The following is a 25,761-nucleotide window of genomic DNA, read 5'->3' on the forward strand; positions in this document are numbered from 1 at the left end:
TGGGAAGGTTCCACACGCACGGGAATTCTCTCCCACACCTATCGTACGGCCGCGCGAAGGACCTGTATGCAGTACTCCGACTCGGAGCAAGCACAAGAGCTCGCCAGCCGCGCCCACGAACTGATGGAAGAGGTCGTTCTCCCGCTCGAGCGCGACCGACCGGGCGGGATGGCCGTCTCGAGTGGCACCGTCGCGGACCTCCGCGAATCGGCCCGCGAGTACGGCGTCTACGCACCCCAGATCCCCGAAAAGTACGGCGGAATGGGGATGAGCTTTCGCGACGCGCTGCCCGTCTTCGAGGAGGCTGGTCGCAGCCTGCTTGGCGCCGCCGCGATGCGCGTCGACGCCCCCGATGAGGGCAACATGCACCTGCTGGAACTCGTGGGCGACGAGATTCAGAAGGAGACCTACCTCGAGCCCCTCGTGCAGGGAGAGATCGCGTCCGGCTTCTCGATGACCGAACCGCTGCAGGGGGCCGGCTCGGACCCGAAGATGATCCAGACGACCGCCGAAAAAATCGGCGACGAGTGGGTCATCAACGGCCACAAGTGGTGGACCTCCAACGGCGTCGAGGCCGATGTCCTGATCGTCCTCGCACGAACCGATCCCGACGCCCACCCCTACGAGGGCTGTTCGCTCTTTCTCGTCCCGGCCGATGCCGACGGTGTCGACGTCGTTCGTGACGTTCCCCACATGGGCGGCGGGCCCCGCGGTGCCTCCCACGCCGAGATTCTCTACGAAGACGTCCGCGTGCCCGAGGAACACCTGCTCGGCGAACTGAATCAGGGGTTTACTCACGCTCAGGAACGACTCGGCCCCGCCCGGCTCACCCACTGTATGCGCTTTTCGGGAATGGCCCAGCGCTCCCTCGAGATCGCGAAAGCCTACACCAGCGAGCGCGAGGGCTTTGGGTCGACGCTCTCGGACAAGCAGTCGCTGCGCTACCGGATCGCCGACGCCGAAACTCGACTGCACGTGGCTCGGACAGCGATCCGTGATGCGGCCGACCGGATCGATGCGGGCGAGGACGCACGCATCCCCGTCTCGATGTGCAAGGTCTTCACCGCGAACGTCACGCAGGAGGCGATCGATCTCGCGGTCCAGTGCTGTGGTGCCAACGGTATCGGGAAGGATCTCCCGCTCGCCGACTTCTACGAAGCCGTCCGCAAGTTCCGAATCGTCGACGGCGCCGACGAAGTCCACCGGCGCGTCATCGCGCGCGACGCGTTCGAAGACACGCACGACGAGGAACTCGAGCCCCTGACCCGCTTCGGCGAGCCGAACACGCAGAGCGCCGGCGGCCACTGACTCGCGGCTCACGACCGGCGGACTGTTGCCGTTTCCTTCATCGATCCTGTTTTAAGACGCGTCGCTCGAGTCGATCGATGGGCTGCCGACTCGAGTACCTTCCTGATGGCCAGTCTCGAGGGTGAGAGGGCCGAGCCACCGTTCGCAGGAAAGCTGGTGTGGCGGAGGACGTGAGGAGCAGACGGGCGTGTGGGATTCGAACCACGGTCGTTCCGCTTCGCTCCACTCCCTGATTCGAATCCCGTCGTGCCGGTTCGCTCGACGACTCGTTTCACTCGTCGTCTCGCTGCACGGGCGTGACGGGATTCGAACCCGCGATCAGAAGGTTAGGAACCTCCTGCCCTCTCCGCTAGGCCACACGCCCCGTCAGAAAAGCGTTAGTTCGATTCCGTTTCGGTCTCTTCCTCGGTAACCGGCTCCGTGTCGACGAAGTCGTCGTCGGAGTCGGTGTCGAGTTCACCTTCGGCCTTGGCGGCGGCGAACTCTTCTTCTTCACCCTCCTCGAACCCTGCTTCGCGCATCTCCTCGAGTTCTGTTTCAACTTTTTCACGACCCTTCTGGAACTCGCCCATGGCCTCTCCGGTCGACCGGGCCAGCTTCGGGATCTTGTTCGCCCCGAAGAGCAGAATGGCGATGAAAAGGATGATCAGTAGTTCCGGACCCCCTGGAATAGGGGCAAACAGCGGTGCGATTTCGACTACCATCTCTATGCGTGGCTAGTCCGCTGGCAATTATAACCTTTTTGGACCACTTAGAAAAACAAGTATCGGCGAAAGTCCGTTTGAGAGCGGTTTTCGAGCTAATTGTAGGATCCTGGGGCCGTAATATAGTTTCGGTTTTCGAACTGACCCAACGCGTCGGCCGGTCGCCAAACGGAGCGACACACTGCAGTATCGGCCGTAAAGCGACAGGTTCGGTCGGCTCGAGGGCGAACGATCGCGCCAAAATTCGCGCCCGCGGTCACCAGTGATCCGTTCCGCGAACGAAACTGTCTTTCCGAGTTACCGTCAAACAACGGGTGATGCCAGAAACCGGAGACGCAGCACCCGACTTCACTGCACCGCTCGCGAACGGCGACGTCGACTCGTTTACCCTCTCGGATCGCCTCGCGGACGAGGCCCCGATCGTTCTCGCCTTCTTCCCCGGCGCGTTCACCAGCGTCTGTACGACCGAGATGTGTGCGTTCCAGGACCGTCTCGCGAACTTCAACGACCTCGACGCCAGCGTCTACGGCGTCAGCCGCGACTCGCCGTTTACGCTCAACGAGTTCCGCGACCAGAACGACCTCGAGTTCGGTCTCATTAGCGACTACAACAAGGAAGTCATCGACGACTACGGCATCGCGATGGACTTCGCGGACCTCGGCGTCTACGGCGTCGCCAAGCGCTCGGTGTTCGTCATCGACGCCGACGGCGAGATCACCTACGCGTGGGTCAGCGACGACCCCGGCGTCGAACCCGACTACGACGAGGTCGAGGCCGCCGTCGAAAACGCAGCCTGAGCGGATCGGTCGATCGTATCCGAAGGCACCCTATCGATCATCGAACTCCCTCGTCGCAGGGCTTTTTTAGTCGGCAGCCGACGTTCGCGTATGAGCGATTCTGCAGGCGACGACGCCGGGCGTCGCGTCTACCGTCCTGATGCCGACCATCACTTCCCCGACACCAAACTGAACCGCGTCCTCGAGTTCGTGCTCGAGGACGAGGAGATTCAGACCTATCTCGAGGCCCAGAACGTCAACGCGGTCGACCGGATGCAGTACAACGACCACGGCGCGAAACACATCGAGATCGTCCGTAACCGCGCACTGTGTCTCTACGATCTCCTCAAAGCTGGGAACGTCGATTTCAACGGCGCGCGCCAGCAGGGACTCGAGGAGGAAGACGAGTCGGTGATCATCGCGCTCGCGGCGACGCTCCACGATATCGGCCACGTCGTCCACCGCGACGAGCACGCTTACTACTCGATTCCTCTCGCGGCGGACGTCCTCGAGCGCGTTCTCCCCGAGTTCTACGGCGTAGCCGAAACCGTCCGGATGAAAGGCGAGGTGCTCCACGCGATCCTCTGTCACCACCGGACCGAGACGCCGCTGACGACCGAGGCCGGCGTGATCCGCGTCGCGGACGCCCTGGACATGGAACGCGGGCGCTCGCGGATCCCCTACGAACACGGTGGCCGGGGCATCAACACGCTCTCGAGTCAGGCGATCAGCCACGTCACCCTGCAGGAAGGCGACAGCAGCCCCGTCATGGTCGAGATTGCCATGACCAACGCCGCCGGCGTCTACCAGGTCGACAACCTGCTCAAAGCGAAGCTTCAGGGCTCCGGCCTCGAGGATCAGATCCGGATCGTCGCGGTCAACACGAACGAGAACCGCGAGCAGTTGGTCGAACGGATCGAGCTATAAAACGAACTTTTACTCTGCGGTGCGCCTTCGGCGCACCTCGGTAAAACTTCGATGAAAAGCACTCCTCCCTCCGTTTCGTGACGCTCAGCGTCACTCCACATCGGTCGTCGGCCCGCTCGTTCGCCCTACGGGCTCACTCGCGGTGACTGTCGTTGGATCGCCAGCCCTCCCCCGGATCGCGGAAGCGCCGCAGATCGCGGTGCTTCCGCTCTCGGCCGTCGAAATCGGATAACGAACGGGGTCGTCGTTCAAAATTGGACTCAGACGATCTCGAACCCGGAATCCGTCCGCTCGAGGTACCCTCGCTCACGAAGCGTGCCGGTGATCGAGAGCACGGTGCCCTTCTTGACGTTGAGATCGTCACAGAGACGCTCGATCGTCGCGCCGTCGGTCGTCACAACGTACAGATAGACCAGTTTCGCCCGCGGTGACTCGAGATCGTCTGGGACCGGTATCGTCGACTTGAGTTGTCCGTCTGCGTGCATACGCCAGCGTCTATTTTCGACGATATTAAAACTGAGTATCGTCATCTGTCGAACATCGAGCGGCTGAAAACGTCAAACCGGAAGCGAAGCGGCGGGGGCGAGTCAGAGCGCTTTTTGGTATCGACCGTCTCCTCACCGCTCATGAATCTCCAACTCATCCTCTTGGGACTGCTAACCGGGACGCTCACCGGTGCGTTCTTCGCGCTTTTCGACGTCCCAATTCCGGCACCGCCGGAGCTCCCGGGACTCATGGGAATCGTCGGTATCTATCTCGGCTACAAACTCGTCCAGCATCTAGGCGTCAGCGTCGACGTCCTCGAGTCGGTCGGTTTTTGACGAGAACCGTCACGTCGGTTGTCGAACGGGTTGTGATGTGTGGTATCAGGGCGCAGCATCGAGGTCCGCAGCGAACTCGCGAGCCCGCGCTCTGATCGCCGCGGCGTCCACGACGAGCACGTCGCCATCTCGCATCAGGACGTCGCCGTCGACCATCGTAAACTGCACGTCGTCGCCGTGAGCGGCGAACACCAGGTGCGAAAGCACGTCGTGAATCGGCGTGGCGCGGGTGATATCGGTCTCGAGGCCGACGATATCGGCCTTCCACCCCTCACGAAGCGCCCCGACTCGATCGAACCCCGCCGCGCGGGCCCCGTTGATCGTCGCCATCTCGAACACCGTCTGTGCGGGAAGGGCCTGGGGCTCGAGCCGATCGACCTTCTGGAGCAGACTGGCCTGACGCATTTCCGTGAACGGATCGAGCGTGTTGTTACACGGCGGGCCGTCGTTGCCCAGTCCCACGTTGATTCCCCGGTCCAGATAGTCGAGCACCGGCGCCACGCCGCTTGCGAGTTTCATGTTCGAGGACGGGCAGTAAGTGACGTGCGTTCCCGTCTCCGCGAGCAGTTCGCGCTCCGATTCGTCCGTCCAGACGCAGTGGGCGAGCACGACATCCTCGCCGGTCAGCCCGACCTCGTCGAGCCAGTGGATGTTCCGCCGGCCGGTCTCGTCCTCCACCGACTGGATCTCACCGCGGTTCTCGCTTGCGTGCGTGTGAATCCGCACGCCGTCGTAGGCGTCCGCGAGCTCTCGACTGCCGCGGAGACACTCCTCCGTACAGCTCACGGCGAACCGCGGTGTCACGGCGTACTGAATGCGGCCGTCCTCGATCCCGTGATACTGCTGAATCAGCCGTTCGCTCTCCGTGAGGGCCTCGTCGGTGTCCTCTAACAGCCCCGGCGGCGCTTCCTTGTCCATCATCACCTTCCCGAGTCGACCGCGAATCCCCAGTTCTCGAGCGGCCTCGAAGGCCTCCTCCGCGTGGGCGACCGAGAGGTGATCGACACAGCCCGTCGTCCCGCTCTCGATCATCTCGAGGTAGCCGAGTTCGGCCGCGGCGCCCATTGCCTCCGGCGACAGCGACGCCTCCATCGGGAGGACGTACTCGAAGAGCCAGTCGAGGAGTTCGGTGTCGTCGGCGATGCCGCGGCCGAGACTCTGGACCGAGTGGACGTGCGCGCCGACGGTTCCCGGCGCGAGGATGTCGTACGAATCCCGCTCGTGGTCCGGATACTGCTCGAGACAGGTCGACCGATCGCCGACGGCGACGATGCGGTCGTCCTCGACGACGACCGCCCCGTCGTGAATTACGGTTTCAGCGTCAACGACGACGGTTCCCGACAACAACATATCGAGACTCGATAGCCGGCGGCGGCCCTTATCTCTGTGGATCTCAGGACGATCTAAGCGACATCGACAGCTGCGAGAGTCCCCACGCGAGCGAGATGAGCACGGCGAACGTGAGGTAGCCGACGCCGAGCGGCAGGAGAATCAACGGCAGGTAGTCGGCGAAGAGGTAGAACGTGACCGCGAGCACCGGAACGAGAACGAGATTCAGCCGGACGAATCGCTCGATACCCATTACGTGAGGGAAACTGGACTGGACATTTAGCCTTGCTGGTGTCGGTCGAGAACGTAGTCGACGGGAGCCGGCCATCGGAAAACGGTCCGCAGTGAGCCGTCAGTAGCTGCGGTCTTTCGGCTCGTAGGTCTTGTCCTCGCCCTCGAGGATGACCGGGCGGTAAAAGATCTTCGGCTCGCCCTCTTCCCAGGAGATGAGCGTGTGCTTGAGCCAGTTTTCGTCGTCGCGGATCTGGTTCTCCTGGCGCCAGTGGGCACCGCGGAACTCGTTGCGCACGAGCGCGCCGAGCGCGATGGTCTCGGCGACGTCGATCAGGTTGCGCGTCTCGATGGTCTGCTGGAGGTCAGTGTTGAACGTTCGCGAGGGATCGTCGACGTAGACGTCCTGATACTCCTCGCGGCACTCGCGAATGAGTCGCAGGGCTTTCTTGACGCCCTCCTCGGTCCGGAAGACGTTCACGTAGTCCGTCATCGCGTTCTGGAGCTTCTGTCGGATCTCGGCGTGTTGGACGCCGGTATCCTTCTCCATCAGGTAGTCGACGTGCTCGCGGGCGCTTTCGACCTGGCGCTCGAGGATGCCCTCGGCGTCAGCCGTCATTCCGCCGTCCGCAGCGACGCCGCCGCTGCTGTCGAGACCGGCGCTACCGGGCTGGACGGGCAGTTCGGTTTCGGTTTCGTCCTCGACGTCGTCACCGTAGCCGGTCCGGATCTGGGGCTCGCCGAGGTCGTCGCCAGCGGCGTGGCGTCCGGCGCGCTTGCCGAAGACGATCAGTTCCGGCAGGGCGTTGCCGCCGAGTCGGTTGCCGCCGTGGACGGAGACGCAGGCACATTCGCCGGCCGCGTAGAGACCGTTGATACAGGTCTGTCCGTTCTCGTCGACCTCGATGCCGCCCATCGCGTAGTGCTGGCCGGGTTTGACCGGCATCGGTTCGATGAGGCCGTCGACGCCCTCGAAGTCCTCCGCGAGGTGGAGGATGTTCTCGAGGCGGTCCAGAATGCGCTCCTCGCCGAGGTGGCGCATGTCGAGGTGGACGTACTCGTCGTTGACGCCGCGACCCTCCTGGACTTCGGTCAGTTCGGCTCGCGCGACGACGTCGCGGGAGGCGAGTTCGCCATCGTTGTTCGCGTAGCCGTGCTCGAACATGAACCGCTCGCCATCGTTGTTGTAGAGGATCCCGCCTTCACCGCGGACACCCTCACTGATGAGGACACCCGTCGAGGGGAGGGAGGTCGGGTGGAACTGGATGAACTCCATGTCCTCGAGCGGCGCGCCCGCGCGATAGGCCATCGCGTGGCCGTCGCCGGTACAGGAGACGGCGTTCGTGGTGTGATCGAAGGCCTGACCGGGACCGCCGGTCGCGAGGATAACGCCGTCGTTCGCCTTGAACCCTTCAACCTTCCCGGACTGGACGTCGTAGGCGACGACCCCGTGACACTCGCGCTCGTTGGGGTCGTCCTCGTCGGTCGTCGCCAGATCCATGACGTACCACTCGTCGTAGACCTGAATGCCGCGTTTGACGACCTGCTCGTACATCACGTGCAGCAGGTGGTGACCCGTCTCCGCGCCCGCGTAGGTGGTCCGCGGGAACGAAAGTCCGCCGAAGGGACGCTGGGAGACGCGGCCGTCCTCCTCGCGGGAGAACGGCATCCCCCAGTGCTCGAGCGTGATCGTGTCTTCGGGGGAGTCCTGCGTGAGGGTCTCGACTGCCGGCGCGTCGGCCAGGTAGTCCGACCCCTTCATCGTGTCGTAGGCGTGGAGTTCCCAGTCGTCGCCCTCGCGGAGCGCGGCGTTAATTCCACCCTCCGCTGCACCCGTGTGACTGCGAACCGGGTGGAGTTTCGAGACGAGTGCGACGTCCGCACCCGCCTCGTCCGCTGCGACCGCAGCACGGAGACCGGCGCCGCCGGCGCCGACCACGATAACGTCGTGTTCGTACATGTTACCAGAACTTCAGGTTTTTCTTGACCGCTTCCCGCTTGAGCTCCTGAATGTGCTCGGTGAGCGGGATGTCTTTCGGACACACCTCGGTACAGGAGAACTGGGTCTGGCAGCGCCAGACGCCGTGTTCCTGCTCGATGATGCGGAGTCGGTGCTCTTTGACTTCCTCGTCCTCGCGGTCGTCCATCGCGAAGCGGTAGGCCTTGTTGATCGCGGCCGGACCGAGATACTCGTTGTCGCCCGCGGCGATGTTACACGAGGACATACACGCGCCACACCAGATACAGCGCGTGGACATCTTGATCTTCTCGCGGTTCTCTCGGGATTGGCGCTGTTCCTCCAGATCGCCCGTCGGGAGGTCGTCCTGCTGGAGGTAGGGCTCGACGGTGTGCATCTGGTCGTAGAAGTGGTCCATATCGACGACCAGGTCCTTGACGACCTCCTGGTGGGGCAGCGGCTCGATCCGAACCGGGTGCTCGAGATCGGCCATCTGCGTCTTACAGCCCAGTCGCTGCTTGCCGTTGACGAAGAAGGCGTCCGATCCACAGACGGCCTGCCGACAGGAGTGTCGGAAGGTCAGCGACGAGTCGTAGTGGTCCCGCGCGTACATCACGGCGTCGAGGACCGTCATCCCCTTCTCGAAGGGGACGTGGAACTCGTCGAAGCGTGGTTCCTGTTTGTCCGCGACCTCGGGGTCGTAGCGGAAGACCTTGATGAGGACCGTCTCCCCATCGAGTTCGCCGTCGTCGGCCGTCCTTTGATCGATCTCGCCGGTTTCTTTCTCTTTCTCGTCGACCGGCGACTCGGCCCCCTTCATTTCGGGGTCTTGCGGTGCCTCCTGACTCTCCGGCTGTTCGGGTTTCTGCTGTTGAGTACTCATATGATCACCACCCCTGCCATAGCCATTGCAACGATGATTCCCTGCACGATGAGTGCCACGCTCGCGATGACAAGCACTGCGAGCACGACCTTCTTCTGCGTTCCCTTCAGGCCCTGATTGACCAGCGCGTTGTAGACGCCGTTGACACCGTGGAACGTCCCGGCGATCAGGAACAGCACCATCGTCAGGAAGTAACCGACGTTCTCCATGCGAGCCTGCGTGCCCGCGAACGTGACATCGGCCGCGTGATTCACGAAGTGTAGCTGGAAGAAGTGGAAGGCGAGAACGACGACCAGAAACGCCGCCGTGATCCGCTGGAGCAGCCATCCGGTGCCGCCGGGCGTGAACGAGGAGTATCGTTCCGCCATTAGAGGGCCACCCCGTCCATGAAGGTTGGGACGCTCGCAACGGTGATGATTGCCGTCAGCACCAGCGAGGCGTAGAAACTCTTGTCCTGTGCGTCCAGCCCGACGCCGAGATCGACCATCAGCAGTCGAAGCCCGTTCAGGATGTGGAACACAGCTACGGCGAGGAGACCGACCTCGAGCACGCGGACGATGAACAGCGACTCGAGTCCCTGAATCGTCGTCGTGTAGATGTCATCGCCCGATGCAACCAGCGAGGCGTCGCCGCTCGCTGCGCCGACGGCTGTACTCAGCACGGCGATGTGGGTGAACAGATAGCCGATTAACATCCACCCGGTGAACTTGTGGAAGATCCACGCCCACATGCCGGCCGAGAACTCCTTCCATCGGCCGAAGTCCTCGATGAGACCGCGATTGTAAGACTGACTCATACGCTCATGTGCACCGTTAGACCGTGGGGGTATAGAAGTTACTTTTATCGCTTCTATCTTGTCTTTCGCGCGAACATGAGTGGGGCGAAACAAACCAGATTTGGCGACCGATCCCGAACAGGTTCGCAACCCGAGCAGCGGTGTGGCCGTCGGTCGTCACGTGCGCCGTCAACTCGGGGCCGGTTGTCGCGGGCCTCGTCGACCGCCGGTCCCGCCTCCGTGCGCTATCCGTTTTCGGTCTCCTCGTCGCCGGTCGGCCGGAGTTCGGAACGCGAACTCGCTTTGGTTCGTTCGCGCTCGAGTGCCGTTCGAGTATCCGGCGAAAGCCCGACGAGATGGCACAGCGGGTTCCCCGGGTAGACCACCGGGTTCTCGAGGACGCCGACGATGAGCCCGGTAAAGGGAGCCTCGACGGTGACGATGTCGTCTTCCTCCTTGAACGGGTTCGTGATCGCACAGATCACCTCGCCCTCGCGGACGAACTCCCCGCGACCGCGTTTCATGTCGACGATTCCGCCGGCGTCCGCGCGGATCCAGGTCTTCTCGTTGTCGTCGTCGATGACGGTCCGCCACCCCGGCCAGTGGACCGAAGACTCCCGGTGGAGCCCGAACTCGGCGAGGACGCTCGCGACGCCGGTTAGCGCGCGATCGATCAGGCGGCGTTGGAATCGGTGGGCTTCGCCCATCTCCACGGTGATCGTCGGAACGTCCTCTTGCGTGGCCTCCCGTCGGAGCGTTCCGGAGGGCCCCTCGCCGGCGATGATGACGTTCGAACTGAACGACTTCGCGAGACGCTCGACGATGGGCTTGTCCATATTAGCCCGCACGTGCAGCATGTTGGTCCGCCCGCGCGTGGAGGTATGAAAGTCGATTCCGAGGTCGCAGGGCTCGATGAAGTTCGTGAAAATTCGGTGGGCCATCCGCCGGGCGCTGGTCGACCCCTCGCGGCCGGGAAACGACCGGTTCAGGTCCCGGTCGTAGATCGGCAGGTAGCGTTCCTGGGCGAGAAAGCCCGGCACGTTCATCACCGGGAGACAGACCAGCGTACCGTGGAGCATCGAGTGGTCCCAGTCGTGGGCGACCTCGCGGACGACCTCGATACCGTTGAGTTCGTCCCCGTGGGCCGCCGCCGAGAGACAGACCGTCGGGCCGGGATATTTGCCGTTGATCACCGTTACGGGGATTCGTACCGGGTCTCCGAGGTACGTCTCGCTGATGCCGTACCGGATGTTGGCCGACTCGCCGGGATCGACCCGTCCGCCGTTATACGTAAACGCCTCGGCCGGGTCGGACGAACCGTCGTCGGGCGGTTCGTCGTTCTCGTCGTTCATACCAGTGTCTCCGCGGGAAGCAATGTGAATGTTCTCCTGTCGCCGCGAGAGAGGCCCCGTTCGGTCCGCAGATGTCGGCGAATACTCACTACGCACCGTTCACGCAGACGAGTATCCGATGTCACCGAAACCCCCTCGTTCCGCGGACAGAAGTCCGGGAAAAACTGACCTCGTGGGCATACGTTTTGTACGAGGGCATGGTACTAGTGGCTATGGAGATTCGTGAAGCGACCGACGACGACATCGACACCATTCGATCGATCGCCCACCGCTCGCTCGAGTCGACCTACACCGATTTCCTCGACGAGGAAACTGTCGACGACGCTATCCACCAGTGGTACGGCGAGTCGTTCGCCGAAGAACTCGCGGACGACCACTCGCTCGTCCTCGTGATCGAACGCGACGACGAGGTTGTCGGCTTCTCTCAGAACGACCTGATCGGCCAGCGCTACGACACCGGGCGGATCCTGTGGCTCCACATCGACCCCGACGCCCGCGGCGGCGGGACGGGCGTCCGCCTGCTCGTTCGGACCCGCGAGAAACTGCTGGAGAACGGTGCCGACCACGTTCAGGCGCTCGTCCTCGAGGACAACGAGGGGGGCAACGAGTTCTACCAGGACCACGGCTTCGAACGGGCCGGCCAACGCGATGTCGAGATCGGCGACGAGACCTTCACGGAGAACGTCTACGCCGAAGGCAAGATCGGCGACGAGGGCTGGGGGGCCGTCGACGAACTCGAGATCGACGGCGAGACCGTCTACGTGAGCTACGGCGAGGCTGCCCGCGGCGAGAAGTCGCCGTTCTACGGCGCCTACAAGACCGAAGATCAGGAGGAGCTCTACGCCTGGTTCTGCGGCAACTGCGACTCGCTGGACAACACGATGGACACGATGGGGCGAATCGAGTGTAACGTCTGTGGCAACCGACGGAAAGCGACGCGCTGGGACGCGTCCTACCTCTAACCCAACACCGACGGGACTGCTCGGTTGAGAGTCGTCTCCGGAGACCGGTCGTGTCGACTCCGAGCGCGAGTCGGTTCCAAGTACGTTCGGCTTACCGTTTCGGCCGCGGTTTCTCTTCACTCCTCGAGTCGGAAATCGGTCCGGGCGACGCATCGCCGGCGTATCAGTCGATTGGCACTGTAGCTGAACGTTTCACGACCAGTATCGCGACCGTACGCCGTTTGTCTCCGCATTACAATTGCCGGATCAGTCCACCGAACAACTACGTCGGTCCTCCGGCCGATCGGTCGCCGAAGCCACCACGTCGTCCAACGGAGTTCGAATGAGTAGACAGGAGCACATCGTCCACGGGTTCAAAGCAACGTTAGTCGCTCGAGCAGTCTACATGCTCTCGAGCGCGCTGTTGATGTTCGTTCTGGCGCGGTATCTCCTCGATACCGACGGATACGGAACGCTGTACTGGGTGATCGGCATTCTGGCGATGGTGCAGTTGATCGCCGACCTCGGGATCGGAAAATCCGCCGCCCGGTACATCTCGGAGTACAGCGAGAAGGATCCGGGACAGATCCCCTACTTGATCAGGTCGACGATCACGATCAAGCTCATCGCGATCACGTTCGTCGTCTACCTCCTCTTGCTGTTTCACGAGCAGATCGCCACCGCGCTGGGCAACCCCGAAGCCGCGCCGTTTCTCGCGGCCGGCGTGATCTACATCGCCGTCTTCTCCTTTAGCGGCTTCACACAGATCGCCTTCCAGGGGTTCAACAATCTCACCTACAGTGCCGGCGTACAGGCTCTCAGTGGGTTCGCACGGCTGATCTTCGCCGTCGGATTCACTCTGATGGGACTGGGTGCGCTCGGCGCGTTCTTCGGCTACATCGTCGGCTACGCGATTTCGGCCGCCGTCGGGTTAGCACTGCTTTACTACACGTACTACGCGCCGTACGACTCCGCGGAGTCGTACGAGGACGGCCTGTCGCGACGGCTCCTCGAGTACAGCGTGCCGCTGACGGCGACGCGCAGCGCGAACGTCGTCGACAAACAGATCGACACCGTCCTCGTCGGCGTCTTCCTGACGCCCACCGCGGTTGCGTTCTACACGATCGCAAAGCAGATCACCGACTTCGTGCTCTCGCCCGCGGAGGCGCTCGGCTTCACCATCTCGCCGAACTTCGGCGAGCAGAAGGCTTCGGGACAGCTCGCGGAGGCCCGACAGATCTACGAGACGGCGCTGACGAATACGATGTTGCTCTACATCCCCGCGGCCGCCGGACTGGCGATCGTCGCGGGTCCGTTCATCACGATGATCATCGGCGAGAACTACGCGGGTGCGGTGCCCGTCCTCCAGATCCTCGCCGGCTTCGTCGTGTTGCAGGCGATTACGAACCTGACCAGCGACAGTCTGGACTACCTCGGTCGTGCTCGCCATCGGGCGATCGCGAAGGGCGGAACGGCCGCGGCCAACTTCGGGCTGAACATCGTCCTCATTCCGACGATGGGCGTCGTCGGCGCTGCGGCGGCGACGGTCGCCACACACACGGTCTACGTCGCGGTGAACCTCTACATCGTCCACCTGGAACTCGATCTCAATCTGTTGCGCCTCGGTCGATCGATCGGGTTGATCTGTGCCATCACGGGCGTGATGGCCGTCGCCGTGTTGGTCGTGATGCCGATGGTCTCGAGCGTTGCGGTACTGTTCGGCGCGATCGCACTCGGCGCGGCCACGTGGGCCGTCCTCGCCGTCGCGAGCGGACTGGTGGATCCGGGGGAAGTTCGCGCAGCGATCACGTGACGAACTCTCGGAAAATCGAACAGAAACCGGGTATATCGGTCACCTTCCATCGTTCGATGACAGTATACTTTTCCCCCACCTCAACATCTACCGTAGTATGGCCGTCGACGATCCTGTCACAGTTGGAGTATTAAGTCTACACACGAGCAAGGAGACGAAGGCGATTTTGAACGCCGTCGAAGGACTCGGTCACGAGACCGAGTGGCTCCGTTCCGAGAATACGTCGATCAGCGTCAGCGACGGTAGCGTCGTCTTAGAACCCGACGTCGACGTCATCGCGAACCGAATGCTGCTCTCGAACACCGAACAGCCCGCCGAGGAACTCGGGCTGGCAAACACCTTCGCACAGCTGGTTCCGACGCTCAACGAGCCGTCGACGGTGCTGACGGCGATCCACAAGCTCGCGACGGCGACGACACTCGCAGCCAACGACGTCAGAACGCCCGACGTCACTCTCGCGCTGAGCAGCGAGAAGTTGAACGCCGCTCGCGAACAGTACGGCGAGGAGGCCGTCTACAAGACGGCGATCGGGACCCATGGCGGCGGGACGTGGAAAGTCAGCGGTGACGATCCGGTCAACGCCAAAGTCGGCAACCGATACGCCTTCCTGCAGGAACTCATCGACCGCGACGACGACCGCCACTTCGACGCTCGCGTCTACGTCGTCGACGGAGAGATCATCAGCGCGATGTACCGCTACGCGCCGGACAACGACTGGCGAACGAACGTCGCCCTCGGCGGCGACGTCGAGGACGCGACCGACGACCTCCCCGAGGAGGCGCGGGATATGGCCCGCCGAGCGTCGACCGCGATCGGCCTCGACTACGCCGGCGTCGACCTCGTCGAAGGCGACGAGGGCTGGTTCGTCCTCGAGGTCAACCCGACCGCCGGATTCAAGGGACTCTACGAGGCCACGCACGTGAGTCCGGCGCCATACATCGCCAAACTCGCGATCGAAGAGGCCGGCGGCGAGGTCGACGACGACCGCGTCAGCGACCTCGCGAACGTCCTCGACGACTCCCGACCGACGGCCCAGCCCGTCGAGACGACGTCGATGGAGACGGAATCCGCAATCATCGGCTACACCGAAGAGATCGTCCTGTCGGGAACCAGCGGCTCGAAATCCGTCCTCGCGAAGTCCGACACCGGTGCGACGCGGACGAGTATCGACACCAGTCTCGCGGCCGACATCGGAGCCGGCCCGATCAAATCCATCACGCGCATCCGCTCGGGCAGCAGCAAAACGGCCAAGAGCCGGCCCGTCGTCGACGTCGTCGTCGGCGTCGGCGGCAACCAGCACACCGTCACCGCGAGCGTCGAAGACCGCAGTCACATGGACTACCCGGTCATCCTCGGCCGGGATATCCTCGGTAACTACCAGGTCGACGTGGGTCGGCGAGCCGACAAGGACGTTCCCGACACCCCCGAAGAAGAGGAGTAATCGGCGAGACTGGGCAACGCCAATTTCGCTCTCGATGACCGACGACAGCCGTCTCGAGCGAACTCCCTGGCGACACGTCGCGTTTCGCTGTTCGAATCCCACTCGGATGGATCGAAACCTGGCGGCCAAAAACGTGAACTCAGTAACGGAAGAGAGCCACCGTCGGCGGCGAAAACGATTGCGAGCGCCCGACGACTGAAGTTCTCGGTTAGCGATGGACCTCAGCAGTTGCGCAAAGAGATAGTACGGAGACAGTTCGGGAAATTTTATGATGACGGAAAATGAGTTGCGCTACAGCGAAGAGTTAATTCTCGGATTAGGAAATCTTAATACGGGAAAGACACAATCCCCCCATGATGAATAAGTCAACCCGAGACTGGTGGCCGAACCAGTTGAACGTGGACATCCTCGATCAGAACGTCCCAACGTCCAATCCGATGGACGAGGACTTCGACTACGCCGAGGAGTTCCAGAAGCTTGACCTCGACGAAGTGAAAGCGGACATCGCGGACGTCATGACGACGTCCCAGGACTGGTGGCCGGCCGACTACGGCAACTACGGACCGCTGTTCATTCGAATGGCGTGGCATAGCGCCGGGACGTACCGGACCAGCGACGGTCGCGGTGGCGCGGCCGGCGGTCGACAGCGTTTCGCGCCACTCAATAGCTGGCCCGACAACGCGAACCTCGACAAGGCGCGTCGAGTGCTCGCGCCGGTCAAACAAAAGCACGGCCGCAAGCTCTCGTGGGCCGACCTGATCGTGCTGGCCGGAAACGTCGCCCTCGAGGAGATGGGATTCGAGACGTTCGGCTTCGCCGGCGGACGCGAAGACGAGTACAAGCCGGATGATGCCGTCGACTGGGGGCCAGAAAATGAAATGGAAACCTCCGATCGGTTCGACGAGAAAGATACCCTCGAGGGAGGGCTCGCCGCCACCGTGATGGGCCTCATTTACGTGAATCCAGAGGGTCCGGACGGTGAGCCGGATCCGGAGTGGTCGGCGGAACGGATTCGACACTCGTTCGGTCAGATGGCGATGAACGACAAAGAGACGGCCGCGCTCATCGCGGGCGGACACACCTTCGGAAAGGTCCACGGCGCTGACGACCCCGACGAACACGTCGGACCGGAACCCGAAGCGGCCCCGATTGATCAGCAGGGGCTCGGCTGGGAGAGCAGTCACGGCTCCGGAAAGGGAGCCGACACGATCACCAGCGGAATCGAAGGACCGTGGAACACCACACCGACCCAGTGGGACACCAGCTACCTCGACAACCTGCTCGAACACGAGTGGGAGCCCCAAAAGGGGCCCGGCGGTGCCTGGCAGTGGACCACGAAGAGCGGCGAACTCGACGAGGCCGCACCGGGTGCCGAAGAGCCGTCGGAAAAAGAGGACGTGATGATGCTGACGACGGACGTCGCGCTCAAGCGCGATCCCGAGTACCGGGAAATCATCGAGCGCTTCCAGGAGAACCCGATGGAGTTCGGGATGGCGTTCGCGAAAGCGTGGTACAAGCTGATCCACCGCGACATGGGCCCGAAAAAGCGGTTCCTCGGCCCGGAGGTTCCCGAGGAGGAGATGCTGTGGCAGGATCCCATCCCCGACGCCGACTACGACCTGATCGGCGACGAGGAGGTCGACGAACTCAAAACGGCGCTCCTCGACTCGGAGCTCTCGCGCTCCCAGCTCGTCAAGACGGCCTGGGCGGCGGCGTCGACCTACCGCGACAGCGACAAACGCGGCGGTGCCAACGGCGCTCGTATCCGTCTCGAGCCCCAGCGGAGCTGGGAAGTCAACGAGCCCGAGACGCTGGACACGGTGCTGTCGACTTACGAAACAATCCAGGAAGAGTTCAACGGCTCGCGGTCCGACGACGTGCGAGTCTCGCTGGCTGATCTGATCGTGCTGGGCGGCAACGCGGCTGTCGAACAGGCGGCGTCCGATGCCGGCTACGACGTGGAGGTTCCGTTCGAACCGGGCCGCACCGACGCATCCCAGGAACAGACCGACGTCGATTCCTTCGGGGCGCTCAAACCCGACGCTGACGGGTTCCGCAACTACCTCTCGGACGAGGCCGACCGATCCCAAGAGGAGCTGCTGGTCGACAAGGCCGACCTTCTCGATCTGACGGCACCCGAGATGACGGTGCTGGTCGGCGGCATGCGCGCGCTCGACGCGACCTACCAGGATTCCGGCCTCGGCGTCCTCACCGACCGGCCGGGGACGTTAACCAACGACTTCTTCGTGAACCTGCTCGACATGGACTACGAGTGGGAGACGTCCGACGACTCCCACGACGTCCTCGGTTGGGAGGCCGCCTCGGACACCGAAGAAGACCAGGGCCAGGTCTTCGATATTCGCGACCGCGAGACGGGAGAGGTCGAGTGGACGGCGACCCGTGCGGACCTCATCTTCGGGTCGAACTCCCGACTTCGAGCCATCGCGGACGTCTACGCGGCCGACGATGCCGAGGAGAAATTCGTACATGACTTCGTCGACGCGTGGAGCAAGGTCATGAAACACGATCGCTTCGACCTCGAGTAACGACTCGAGTCCCGACACCGATCTCTCTGTTACCCGTTCTTTGCGGACATCGCGCGACGCCACGGCGGTCGTGATCGACCAGCGTCGTCACTCGACGTGCTCGTCGCCGCCTCTGTGCTGGATGATTACCTCGTCGTCGGTGATCTCGTTGATCTCTGAACTCTCGACGGGATAATCGTCGTCACCGTGGCCGCCCCAGTTCAGTCGCGCTTTGAGCCGATCCGTCAGGCCCGGCTCGGGGTCGATATAGGCGGTCTGGCCCTCGACCTCCGCGACGATGCCGATCTGCTCGCCCCGCTCGTCGACGACGTCTTTCCCCTGATCGTCCGCCGAGAGTTCGACCGGTCCGGTGTCGACTGCCGGCGTGTCGGTCCCCGCCTCGGCTTCGGTGGCGCTCTCTCCCATCGTCGCACCACCGCCTGCACCGGCAGCGCTGGACTCGGCCGGCGAATCGATCTCGCCGTACTCTTCGACGTCGATGATCTCGCCCTCGAGGAGGTCGCTGCCGACAACCTCGGACTCGAGCAGTTCGGTCTCCTCGAGCGCGAAGCGCATCTGGCTTCGCTCGTCGATCCGCTCCTCGATGGTGCGGCGCTCGAGCAGTTCGCTCCGGACGGTGTCGCCTTCGCCGCGCTTGCTCTGGACGACCTCTCGGTCGACGACATCGTCGGTAGCGACGTCCGTACGCACGACGTCGCTGTCGAGGATCGATCGCTGGACGCTTTCGAGTTCGACGTTCGTCTCGACTTCGTCGTGCTCGACCTCGTCGTGCTGTTCGATGTCGACGTCGACCACCCGGCTCTCGATCGTGTAGCGTTCGACCTCTTCGACCGTCTCGAGGCGAGACTCGTCGGTCGTCACCTCGATGAGGTCCGCGCTGACGAACTCGGTGTCGACGATTTCTCGGGAGAGGAGTTCCGAGTCGACGACGGTACGTTCGGCGAGTTCGGTGTCAACGACCTCGCTCTCGATCGTGTCGCGTTCGACGACTTCGGTCTCGACGACCTGCGTCTCGACGATCTCGGTCGTCACCGTCTTTCCCTCCCGGAGCTGGTCCTCGAGTTCGCTCCGACCGAGTGACGCGCGGTCGAACGCGGCCTCGCGCTCGACGATTTCGAAGTGGCCCAGCCCCTCGTCGGCGGGTTCGTCCTCGTGGTAGACGAACACCAGGTTCTCGTTGTCGAACGTCTCCGTGAACTCATCCCAGGTGTACTCCTCGTGGTCCTCCTCGAGGTGACCCTGATGGGCAAAGGAGTGACCGTGATCGTCACTGTCGCGGACCGTGACGGGAACGGCGTCGCGGGCTTGCGCCCACTCGCGGATCCGTTCGGGATCGGTTGTCATCCGTCGCTGTTCGGGGCCGTCGTCTACGGGTGGTTCGTTTGCCATCTCGTTTCCAATCCCGCCCGGATCGTACTTGAGTCGGCATGGCCGTCTCGTCGGTCAGTATCTCGTTTCTCGAGACGCCCCGTTCAGACTGTATCGTCGGGGGCGTAATCGTCCGTTGTCCAGCCGGGACCGCCGACCCTCGGAACGGGGGTCGGTGACAGTACCGGATTACCGTAGCCGACCGACCGAAACCGTCGCGACCGGCGACCGTTTCACTCCGTTTCCCCTCGGAAACTCGTGTTTGTGCGCCGATTCCCGGAGTATCCGCGAGCCGCCACCCGTGCCCGCTATCCCGATTCGTACTCGGCCCAGATGAACCGCGTTGCGACGCTTCGGTACGGCCGCCACGCCTCGGCGATCTCGCGCATCTCCGGCCGCGTCAGCTCTTCGTCGCCGTTCCCGTACAGCTGCTCGATGCCGCGGCGAACGGCGAGATCGCCGAGCGGGAGAACGTCCGGTCGCTCGAGAACGAACAGGAGGTACATCCGGGCCGTCCAGTCACCGATTCCCTTGATTTCGGTGAGCAGGTCGATCACGTCGTCGTTCGAGTGGTCGGCCAGCCCCTCCCTGGTGTAGTCGCCCTCCTGAAACGCGCGGGCCGCGTTTCGGACGTACTCGATTTTCTGTCGCGAGAGTCCAGCCGATCGAAGCGCGTCGTCCTCCGCTGCGAGGACGGTCTCGGGCGTGACGCGGCCGTCCAACAGCTCGAAGAATCGCTCGCGAACGGCGGTCGCGCTCGCTGTCGACAGCTGCTGGTTGATGATCGAGATACACAGCCGTTCGAACTCGCTCCAGTTCGGTTCGACGTACGGGTCGTGTCGCTCGACGAGTTCCGCCATCACGGGGTCCTGCCGGAGAACCGGCTCGGCGTCTGCTAACATCTGTGTGGTTCGAATGGGAAGCGCGAAGCGTCAAAGGCGTCTCGGTGACGGTCACCGATCGGCAGAACCCGATCGATGGGCAGCGTTATTCGAGGTGGTGATAGTCGAGTTCGTGATTCTCGTCTATGGCCGCTCTGACCGCATCCGACGGATCGGCAACGCCGCGTCGCCGGATTCTGAGGCCGCCCTCGTCGGCCGAGAGGACGAGGTTCACTCGCCAGTCCGAGTCGGTCTCGGGGAAGTCGGTTCGGTAGTGAGCCCCCCGAGATTCGGTTCGCTCGAGTGCGGTCCGAAGCATCGTCTCCGCGACCGTGAGACTGAACGAGAGGTCGACGGCGTACTCGAACGATTCGGACGTCCGATCGCCGTCGACGCGGAGGTCGGCGGTCCGCGCTCGAAGTTCGGCGACGGCCGCCAGCCCCTCGCGGAGCGACTCCTCGTCGCGAAGAATGCCGGCGGTATCCCAGAGTACGTCGCCGAGTTCCTCGAGGAGTTCGATCGGGCGAACGCTGCCCTCGGCCGCGGCGAGGTCGTCGAGCCCCCGAAACTCCCGTTCGGCGAGAGCCTGCTGTGCGTTGGTGACGGTGGGAACGCGGTCCCTGCTGGTAACCGCGTTCGCCACGTGGCCACCGACGAGCTTCCCGATGGCGACGGTCTCCGCCAGGGAGTTGCCGCCGAGCCGGTTCGCGCCGTGGACGCCCGCGACGGTCTCACCGACGGCGTACAGCCCATCGACGCCCGTCTCACCGGTTCGGAAGTCGATGTCGACGCCGCCCATCGTGTAGTGGGCGGTCGGTGCGACCTCCATCGGTTCTCTCGTGATGTCGACCCCGAGCCCCTCGAAGCGCTCGACCATCGTCGGCAGGCGCTCGCGGATGTAGTCGGGATCGCGGTGAGAGATGTCGAGGTAGACGCCGCCGTGGTCCGTACCGCGGCCCTCGCGGACTTCCTGTGCGATCGCTCGCGCGACGACATCCCGCGCGTCGAGTTCCATCTGGTTCGGCGAGTAGCGCTCCATGAATCGCTCGCCCTCGGCGTTGAACAGCCGCCCGCCCTCGCCGCGGACCGCCTCGGTCACGAGTCGGCCGTCCCACTCCTCGCCGTAGCGTTCGCCGACCATCCCCGTCGGGTGGAACTGGACGAACTCGAGATCCATCAGCCGAGCGCCCGCCTCGAGGGCCAGCGCCTGGCCGTCGCCGTTGTTCTCGTCGTCCCGCGAGGAGTGACGGTGGTACAGCGCGGAGAACCCGCCCGCGGCGAGCACGACGTGGTTCGTGCGGAACAACAGCCCCTCGCCGGTCTCCATGTCGAAGCCCACGGCGCCGTCAACGCGCTCACCGTCCGAGAGCAACCGGGTGATCATCACGTTGTCGCGGTAGGGGATCTCGAGCGCTTTGGCGCGGTCGATCAGCGTCTCGAGCATGGCCTCCCCCGTCCGGTCGCCGACGAAGCAGGTTCGGCGGGAGGACTGTGCACCGAAGTAGCGCTGGTTAATCGCGCCCTCTTCGGTCCGATCGAAGGACATTCCCCACTCGTCGAGTTCGTGAATGCGGTCCGGCATGTGCTTCGCGGTCAGTTCGACGGCCTCGGGGTCGTTCAAGTGGTGGCCCTCGTTCAGCGTGTCCGCTGCGTGAATCGTCCAGTCGTCCTCGTCGAGCGAGCCGAGTGCGGCGTTGATCCCGCCCGCGGCCCACGTTGTGTGGGCGTCGCCGTGATCTCGTTTCCCGATGACGAGCGGCTCGAGGCCCGACTCGGCGAGTTCGATCGCGACGCGTGCCCCGGCGGCACCCGCGCCGACGACGAGGACGGGTGTGGTGACGGTGTCGTACTCGATCTCGCGGTCGCGGTCACCGCCGTCGTGGGTGTTGATTCGACCGTCGACGCCGGCGTCGTCGGTCGTCGGTACACCGTGGTCGGTCGGCGGTATTTTTGTCATCAATATAACGGAAGGGGCGACCGGGAATAAGCCGATCACCCAACCATGCAACCTCCCGAAAACGGTCGAACACGCGCGTTCAGCCCGGGGATTTAGTAATCCGCGTCAGCTACGTTCGAACGGATGCAACCGGTCGTTCACCTCGCCGTCGGTTACCTCTGTTATGCAGCATACACGCGATTGCATCACGGACGCGAGCCAGCCGATCTACCCGCGCTCGTCGCCGTCTTCGCGGCCGGGCTCGCGGACCTCATCGACAAGCCGCTCGACGCGGCCGGCGTCGTCCCGGTCGGCCGAACCATCGGCCACTCGCTGCTGTTCGTGATTCCGCTGGTCCTCCTCGTCTGGATCGTCGCGAGCCGTCGAGACCGACGGCTCCTCGGCGTGGCCTTCGCGATCGGCTACCTCTCGCACGTCGCGACGGACATCCCGTGGCACGTCTTTTCGGGCGACTTCGACGAACTCGGCTTTCTCCTCTGGCCGGTGACGGAGATGCCCGCGTACACGGGAGTCAAACCCCTCGGAACCGTCGCCGGGATCGAGATTACGACGCTGTGGCTCGAGGCGGTGATCCTCGTCGCCGCCGTGGCTTGCTGGTGGATGGACGGTCGACCCGGCGTCGGCCTGTTCCGTCCCAGCCACAGAGCATGACAAATAGTGAAACAGACACCTCGTTTGGGGAAATATCATAACCGCTGCGTCCGTTGGTTGTGGTATGAGTCCCGAACAGAGACAAACCGTCGAAGATGTTATGTCAACGCCACTAGAGACCGTCTCGAAGGACGCGACGGTCGTCGAAGCCGTCCAGCAGATGCGTAATAAAAACATCAACGCGTTGGTCGTTCCGACGACGCCGCGGGCGATCATCAGCAGTACGGACGTCCTCGATGCCGTCGCCGACGGACAGGACATCACGGATCTGACGGTCGCAGACGTAATGACGACTGACGTCGAAACCGTCGCACCGGATCTGTACATGGAAGAGGTCGCCGCGATGATGACCACCTACGGAATCAAACACCTCCCGGTCGTCGACGACGACTACGTCGGAATGGTCTCCTCGACCGACGTCACGGCGCACTTATCGTAAGCCGGCCGTCCGCCCGATTCGCACGCTGGAACGCTTTTTAATAGATTCAGTCGATCAGTGCCCACCGTCGCCGCGTCCCTCGAGTCCGTCGGGCGTGTCGGGTTCGACGTTCGCCAGTCGCATCGCGTTACCCGTCACGCCGAGGCTCATCCCCATATCGCCGATGACGACCGCGTGGATCACCGTGACGATTCCGAATGGGGCCCCGGCCGCGAGGACGGCCTTGACGGCCAGACTCGACCAGACGTTTTGGCGAATCACGCCGTTGGCTTTTCCGGAGAGTTCGTAGAGGTAGGGCAGTCGCGTGAGATCGTCGCCCATCAGCGCCACGTCGGCGGTCTCGAGGGCCGTATCCGTCCCCGCCGCACCCATTGCGATCCCGACGCTGGCGGTCGCGAGCGCGGGCGCGTCGTTGATGCCGTCGCCGACCATGGCGACGTGCGCCTCACCGTCCTCCCCTCCGTACTCGTCTTCTAACCGTCGAATCCACTCGAGTTTCTCGTCGGGCAGGAGTTCGGCGTGGTACTCCTCGATCCCGACCTCGCTCGCGATCGCGCGGGCGGTCCCCTCGTTGTCGCCGGTGAGCATGACGACGCGAACGCCCTGGTCCTGGAGCTGTGAGACGGCCCACTTCGCTTCGGGCCGAACCCTGTCGGCGACGCCGATGACGCCGAGCGGTCGCTCCTCGGTGCCGACGATCACGACGGTCTTACCCTCGGACTGGAGGTCAGGGACGACTTCGCTGAGCACGTCCAGACAGCCCTCCCGGTCGCACTGGGATTCACCACTGTATCCCATCTCGGCGAGTGCCACGCCGCCGTCGGTCGTCGCGTGGACGTGCTCGAGATCCGCGAGTCCGTCGAACAGGCTAGGTTTGCCGACGTAGTGGGTGGTGCCGTCGATCTCGGCGCGGACGCCCTTGCCCGTCAGCGCCTCGAAGTTCGAGACCTCGGATTCGGTCCCGTCCTCACTGTCAGCCGCAATGCCTTGCTCGTCGGCGTAGCCGACGATCGCCTGTCCGATCGGGTGCTCGCTCCGGCGCTCGAGCGCACTCGCTCGGCGGAGCAGGTCGTCCTCGTTGGTGCCCTCGAGCGAGATCACGTCGGTCACCGTCAGATCTCCCTCGGTTAGTGTCCCCGTCTTGTCCACCGCGAGAACGTCGCTGTCCCCGACGGCCTCGAGGTGTTTGCCACCCTTGATTAGCACGCCGTTGCGCGCCGCGCTGGTGATCCCCGAGACGACGCTGACGGGCGTCGAGATGACCAGCGCGCAGGGACAGGAGATCACGAGCAGCGTCAGGCCGACGACGAACCAGTAGCTCCATGATGCGCCAAACAGCGCGGGCGGCACGACGACAGCGGCAACCGCGAGCACGACCACGATCGGCGTATAGACGCTCGCGAAGCGGTCGATGAACTGCTCGCGATCGGTCTTCTCCCGTTCTGCGTCCTCGACCATGCGGACGATCCTGGCGATCGTCGAATCGTCGGCCTCGCTTTCGACCTCGACCTCGAGATAGCCCGATTCGGGGATCGTGCCGGCAAAGACCTCGTCGCCTGCAGCCTTGTCCACGGGGACGCTCTCGCCGGTGATCGGCGACTGGTCGATCGCGCTCTCGCCTTCCAACACGACACCGTCGGCCGGGACCTTCTCACCCGGCCGCACGATGACCGTGTCGCCGACTGTGAGTTCGTCCGCAGGAATCGTCTCCTCGGTGCCGTCCTCGCGTTTGACGGTCGCGGTGTCGGGCGAGAGATCCATCAACTCCCGAAGCGAGTCGCGTGCGCGGTCCATCGAGAAGCGCTCGAGCAGTTCCGCGACCGAGAACAGCACCGCGAGCATGGCCCCCTCGAACGGATGGTGCGCCGCCACGCTCGCGACGATGCCGAGGCTCATCAGGAAGTCGATGTCGAGACTCCGATTGCGAACGGAGTAGTAGCCGTTGCGGAGGATCGGCGTCCCCGCGACCGCGACGGCCGCGATGAACAGCAGGTGCGAGAGTTCGTAAGTTCGGCCCGCGAGGGTGGCCAGGGCCGGATCGAGCGCGGGGAAAACGAACTCGAGGGTCATTCCGATCGTGACGAGTACGGCACCGACCGCGGTGCCGACGGCCCGACGGCTCTTCCAGACGGAATCCCGGTCGTCGATTGGATCGCTGTCGTCGGCGGCGGGTGACGCGTCGTAGCCGGCGCTCTCGATTGCGCCGAGAACGGTCTCCGAATCGGCCCCGTCGGCGACCGTCACGGTGACTCGACCGGACGCAGGCCGAGTTTCGATGTCATCCACGCCGTCCGTGCGCTCGAGCGCGTTCTCGACCTTGCTCGCACAGGAGGCACAGTCCATGCCGGGGACCGAAAACGTGCGTTCGGCTGCCCGACCATCGATTTCGTAGCCCGCTGCACGTACGCGCTCCCGAATCCTGGACTCGTCGGTCAGCGTCGGATCGTAGTCGACCACGAGGCGACCGCTGGTCACCCGCGGATCGATGCCGTCGATCCCGTCGAGTCGCCCGACGCTGTTCTCGACCTTCCCGGCACAGGTCGGACAGTCCATGTCGGGAACGCGGAGTTCGAGGGTTCGACTCGAGTCCGGTGGCGTAGACGGGGAGGGAGCCTCGCTCATTACCTGCTCGTAGTCGCCGGGCCGACATACCGGTTATTT

At 63.7% G+C, this 25,761-nt stretch carries 23 protein-coding genes and 1 tRNA gene; 10 read left to right on the plus strand and 14 right to left on the minus strand.

The window, feature by feature from the left end:
- Window positions 1-66 precede the first annotated feature (66 nt).
- Window positions 67-1,308 (plus strand): acyl-CoA dehydrogenase family protein, encoded by a 1,242-nt coding sequence (locus tag NATTI_RS0104495; protein WP_006089242.1) that lies wholly within the window; start codon window positions 67-69, stop codon window positions 1,306-1,308.
- Window positions 1,309-1,599: 291 nt separating this feature from the next.
- Here the strand turns inward: NATTI_RS0104495 and NATTI_RS0104500 are convergent.
- Window positions 1,600-1,672, minus strand: a tRNA-Arg gene (locus tag NATTI_RS0104500).
- A 13-nt stretch (window positions 1,673-1,685) separates the two neighbouring features.
- On the minus strand, window positions 1,686-2,012 hold the full coding sequence (gene tatA, locus NATTI_RS0104505) for a twin-arginine translocase TatA/TatE family subunit (RefSeq protein ID WP_006089241.1): 327 nt from the start codon (window positions 2,010-2,012) through the stop codon (window positions 1,686-1,688).
- A 317-nt stretch (window positions 2,013-2,329) separates the two neighbouring features.
- Between tatA and NATTI_RS0104510 the strand changes: the two genes are divergently transcribed.
- Window positions 2,330-2,809 carry a redoxin domain-containing protein gene (locus tag NATTI_RS0104510; protein ID WP_006089240.1) on the plus strand — a complete coding sequence of 160 codons (480 nt, stop codon included), beginning with the start codon at window positions 2,330-2,332 and terminating at the stop codon, window positions 2,807-2,809.
- 90 nt (window positions 2,810-2,899) lie between these two features.
- Window positions 2,900-3,715: an HD domain-containing protein gene (locus NATTI_RS0104515; protein WP_006089239.1), complete on the plus strand. Its 816-nt coding sequence runs from the start codon at window positions 2,900-2,902 to the stop codon at window positions 3,713-3,715.
- Between the two features lie 260 nt (window positions 3,716-3,975).
- On the opposite strand, the gene NATTI_RS0104520 is transcribed toward NATTI_RS0104515, so the two are convergent.
- The gene (locus NATTI_RS0104520) at window positions 3,976-4,200 is read right to left on the minus strand and encodes a winged helix DNA-binding protein (protein ID WP_006089238.1); all 225 of its coding nucleotides are present in this window, start codon (window positions 4,198-4,200) and stop codon (window positions 3,976-3,978) included.
- Between the two features lie 141 nt (window positions 4,201-4,341).
- Between NATTI_RS0104520 and NATTI_RS0104525 the strand changes: the two genes are divergently transcribed.
- Window positions 4,342-4,536 (plus strand): XapX domain-containing protein, encoded by a 195-nt coding sequence (locus NATTI_RS0104525; protein WP_006089237.1) that lies wholly within the window; start codon window positions 4,342-4,344, stop codon window positions 4,534-4,536.
- A 45-nt stretch (window positions 4,537-4,581) separates the two neighbouring features.
- Here the strand turns inward: NATTI_RS0104525 and NATTI_RS0104530 are convergent, their stop codons facing one another.
- The 7 genes from NATTI_RS0104530 to NATTI_RS0104560 form a co-directional block, all read right to left on the minus strand.
- Complete coding sequence (locus NATTI_RS0104530; RefSeq protein ID WP_006089236.1) at window positions 4,582-5,886, minus strand: 5'-deoxyadenosine deaminase; 1,305 nt, start codon at window positions 5,884-5,886, stop codon at window positions 4,582-4,584.
- Window positions 5,887-5,929: 43 nt separating this feature from the next.
- Window positions 5,930-6,118, minus strand: coding sequence for a hypothetical protein (locus tag NATTI_RS0104535; RefSeq protein WP_006089235.1), 189 nt, complete (start codon window positions 6,116-6,118; stop codon window positions 5,930-5,932).
- A 99-nt stretch (window positions 6,119-6,217) separates the two neighbouring features.
- A complete protein-coding gene (locus NATTI_RS0104540) occupies window positions 6,218-8,056 on the minus strand; it encodes an FAD-binding protein (protein WP_006089234.1) in 1,839 nt (612 codons plus the stop codon).
- Between the two features lies 1 nt (window position 8,057).
- Window positions 8,058-8,936: a succinate dehydrogenase/fumarate reductase iron-sulfur subunit gene (locus NATTI_RS0104545; RefSeq protein WP_006089233.1), complete on the minus strand. Its 879-nt coding sequence runs from the start codon at window positions 8,934-8,936 to the stop codon at window positions 8,058-8,060.
- Entirely contained in the window at window positions 8,933-9,304 is a 372-nt protein-coding gene (locus tag NATTI_RS0104550) for a succinate dehydrogenase hydrophobic membrane anchor subunit (protein WP_006089232.1), read from the minus strand. The genes NATTI_RS0104545 and NATTI_RS0104550 overlap by 4 nt, the downstream gene beginning before the upstream one ends.
- Window positions 9,304-9,732 carry a succinate dehydrogenase, cytochrome b556 subunit gene (sdhC, locus tag NATTI_RS0104555; protein WP_006089231.1) on the minus strand — a complete coding sequence of 143 codons (429 nt, stop codon included), beginning with the start codon at window positions 9,730-9,732 and terminating at the stop codon, window positions 9,304-9,306. Before sdhC ends, NATTI_RS0104550 begins: the two co-directional genes overlap by 1 nt.
- A 224-nt stretch (window positions 9,733-9,956) precedes the next feature.
- Window positions 9,957-11,063 (minus strand): succinylglutamate desuccinylase/aspartoacylase family protein, encoded by a 1,107-nt coding sequence (locus NATTI_RS0104560; RefSeq protein ID WP_006089230.1) that lies wholly within the window; start codon window positions 11,061-11,063, stop codon window positions 9,957-9,959.
- A 212-nt stretch (window positions 11,064-11,275) separates the two neighbouring features.
- Here NATTI_RS0104560 and NATTI_RS0104565 point away from each other — a divergent pair, with 212 nt between their 5' ends.
- The 4 genes from NATTI_RS0104565 to katG all read left to right on the plus strand — a co-directional run bounded on the left by NATTI_RS0104565 (window position 11,276) and on the right by katG (window position 17,804).
- On the plus strand, window positions 11,276-12,025 hold the full coding sequence (locus NATTI_RS0104565; protein WP_006089229.1) for a GNAT family N-acetyltransferase: 750 nt from the start codon (window positions 11,276-11,278) through the stop codon (window positions 12,023-12,025).
- Between the two features lie 322 nt (window positions 12,026-12,347).
- Window positions 12,348-13,817, plus strand: coding sequence for a flippase (locus tag NATTI_RS0104570; protein ID WP_019991633.1), 1,470 nt, complete (start codon window positions 12,348-12,350; stop codon window positions 13,815-13,817).
- A 97-nt stretch (window positions 13,818-13,914) separates the two neighbouring features.
- Window positions 13,915-15,258, plus strand: coding sequence for a RimK family alpha-L-glutamate ligase (locus NATTI_RS0104575; RefSeq protein WP_019991634.1), 1,344 nt, complete (start codon window positions 13,915-13,917; stop codon window positions 15,256-15,258).
- Between the two features lie 356 nt (window positions 15,259-15,614).
- A complete protein-coding gene (gene katG / locus NATTI_RS0104585; RefSeq protein WP_006089226.1) occupies window positions 15,615-17,804 on the plus strand; it encodes a catalase/peroxidase HPI in 2,190 nt (729 codons plus the stop codon).
- Window positions 17,805-17,891: 87 nt separating this feature from the next.
- Here katG and NATTI_RS0104590 read toward each other — a convergent pair whose 3' ends face one another.
- The 3 genes from NATTI_RS0104590 to NATTI_RS0104605 all read right to left on the minus strand — a co-directional run bounded on the left by NATTI_RS0104590 (window position 17,892) and on the right by NATTI_RS0104605 (window position 22,010).
- Window positions 17,892-19,193, minus strand: a complete 1,302-nt coding sequence (locus tag NATTI_RS0104590; RefSeq protein ID WP_006089225.1) for a hypothetical protein — start codon at window positions 19,191-19,193, stop codon at window positions 17,892-17,894.
- 287 nt (window positions 19,194-19,480) lie between these two features.
- Entirely contained in the window at window positions 19,481-20,074 is a 594-nt protein-coding gene (locus NATTI_RS0104600) for a DNA-3-methyladenine glycosylase family protein (RefSeq protein ID WP_006089224.1), read from the minus strand.
- Between the two features lie 85 nt (window positions 20,075-20,159).
- Window positions 20,160-22,010: an L-aspartate oxidase gene (locus tag NATTI_RS0104605; protein ID WP_006089223.1), complete on the minus strand. Its 1,851-nt coding sequence runs from the start codon at window positions 22,008-22,010 to the stop codon at window positions 20,160-20,162.
- A 123-nt stretch (window positions 22,011-22,133) separates the two neighbouring features.
- Here NATTI_RS0104605 and NATTI_RS0104610 point away from each other — a divergent pair, with 123 nt between their 5' ends.
- A complete protein-coding gene (locus NATTI_RS0104610; protein WP_006089222.1) occupies window positions 22,134-22,661 on the plus strand; it encodes a metal-dependent hydrolase in 528 nt (175 codons plus the stop codon).
- A 100-nt stretch (window positions 22,662-22,761) separates the two neighbouring features.
- On the plus strand, window positions 22,762-23,100 hold the full coding sequence (locus NATTI_RS0104615; RefSeq protein ID WP_006089221.1) for a CBS domain-containing protein: 339 nt from the start codon (window positions 22,762-22,764) through the stop codon (window positions 23,098-23,100).
- 54 nt (window positions 23,101-23,154) lie between these two features.
- Here the strand turns inward: NATTI_RS0104615 and NATTI_RS0104620 are convergent, their stop codons facing one another.
- On the minus strand, window positions 23,155-25,722 hold the full coding sequence (locus NATTI_RS0104620) for a heavy metal translocating P-type ATPase (protein ID WP_019991639.1): 2,568 nt from the start codon (window positions 25,720-25,722) through the stop codon (window positions 23,155-23,157).
- Window positions 25,723-25,761 lie beyond the last annotated feature (39 nt).

This window comes from Natronorubrum tibetense GA33, from assembly GCF_000383975.1.
Taxonomy (GTDB): Archaea; Halobacteriota; Halobacteria; order Halobacteriales; family Natrialbaceae; genus Natronorubrum; species Natronorubrum tibetense.

Coding starts and splice junctions, on each gene's coding strand:
- sdhC (WP_006089231.1), bottom strand. CDS start 9,732: ATGAGTCAGTCTTACAATCGCGGTCTCATCGAGGACTTCGGCCGATGG.
- NATTI_RS0104520 (WP_006089238.1), bottom strand. CDS start 4,200: ATGCACGCAGACGGACAACTCAAGTCGACGATACCGGTCCCAGACGAT.
- NATTI_RS0104495 (WP_006089242.1), top strand. CDS start 67: ATGCAGTACTCCGACTCGGAGCAAGCACAAGAGCTCGCCAGCCGCGCC.
- NATTI_RS0104605 (WP_006089223.1), bottom strand. CDS start 22,010: ATGACAAAAATACCGCCGACCGACCACGGTGTACCGACGACCGACGAC.
- NATTI_RS0104550 (WP_006089232.1), bottom strand. CDS start 9,304: ATGGCGGAACGATACTCCTCGTTCACGCCCGGCGGCACCGGATGGCTG.
- NATTI_RS0104560 (WP_006089230.1), bottom strand. CDS start 11,063: ATGAACGACGAGAACGACGAACCGCCCGACGACGGTTCGTCCGACCCG.
- tatA (WP_006089241.1), bottom strand. CDS start 2,012: ATGGTAGTCGAAATCGCACCGCTGTTTGCCCCTATTCCAGGGGGTCCG.
- NATTI_RS0104590 (WP_006089225.1), bottom strand. CDS start 19,193: ATGGCAAACGAACCACCCGTAGACGACGGCCCCGAACAGCGACGGATG.
- NATTI_RS0104600 (WP_006089224.1), bottom strand. CDS start 20,074: ATGTTAGCAGACGCCGAGCCGGTTCTCCGGCAGGACCCCGTGATGGCG.
- NATTI_RS0104515 (WP_006089239.1), top strand. CDS start 2,900: ATGAGCGATTCTGCAGGCGACGACGCCGGGCGTCGCGTCTACCGTCCT.
- NATTI_RS0104610 (WP_006089222.1), top strand. CDS start 22,134: ATGCAACCGGTCGTTCACCTCGCCGTCGGTTACCTCTGTTATGCAGCA.
- NATTI_RS0104615 (WP_006089221.1), top strand. CDS start 22,762: ATGTCAACGCCACTAGAGACCGTCTCGAAGGACGCGACGGTCGTCGAA.
- NATTI_RS0104540 (WP_006089234.1), bottom strand. CDS start 8,056: ATGTACGAACACGACGTTATCGTGGTCGGCGCCGGCGGCGCCGGTCTC.
- NATTI_RS0104530 (WP_006089236.1), bottom strand. CDS start 5,886: ATGTTGTTGTCGGGAACCGTCGTCGTTGACGCTGAAACCGTAATTCAC.
- NATTI_RS0104545 (WP_006089233.1), bottom strand. CDS start 8,936: ATGAGTACTCAACAGCAGAAACCCGAACAGCCGGAGAGTCAGGAGGCA.
- NATTI_RS0104575 (WP_019991634.1), top strand. CDS start 13,915: ATGGCCGTCGACGATCCTGTCACAGTTGGAGTATTAAGTCTACACACG.
- NATTI_RS0104620 (WP_019991639.1), bottom strand. CDS start 25,722: ATGAGCGAGGCTCCCTCCCCGTCTACGCCACCGGACTCGAGTCGAACC.
- NATTI_RS0104570 (WP_019991633.1), top strand. CDS start 12,348: ATGAGTAGACAGGAGCACATCGTCCACGGGTTCAAAGCAACGTTAGTC.
- NATTI_RS0104510 (WP_006089240.1), top strand. CDS start 2,330: ATGCCAGAAACCGGAGACGCAGCACCCGACTTCACTGCACCGCTCGCG.
- katG (WP_006089226.1), top strand. CDS start 15,615: ATGAATAAGTCAACCCGAGACTGGTGGCCGAACCAGTTGAACGTGGAC.
- NATTI_RS0104525 (WP_006089237.1), top strand. CDS start 4,342: ATGAATCTCCAACTCATCCTCTTGGGACTGCTAACCGGGACGCTCACC.
- NATTI_RS0104565 (WP_006089229.1), top strand. CDS start 11,276: ATGGAGATTCGTGAAGCGACCGACGACGACATCGACACCATTCGATCG.
- NATTI_RS0104535 (WP_006089235.1), bottom strand. CDS start 6,118: ATGGGTATCGAGCGATTCGTCCGGCTGAATCTCGTTCTCGTTCCGGTG.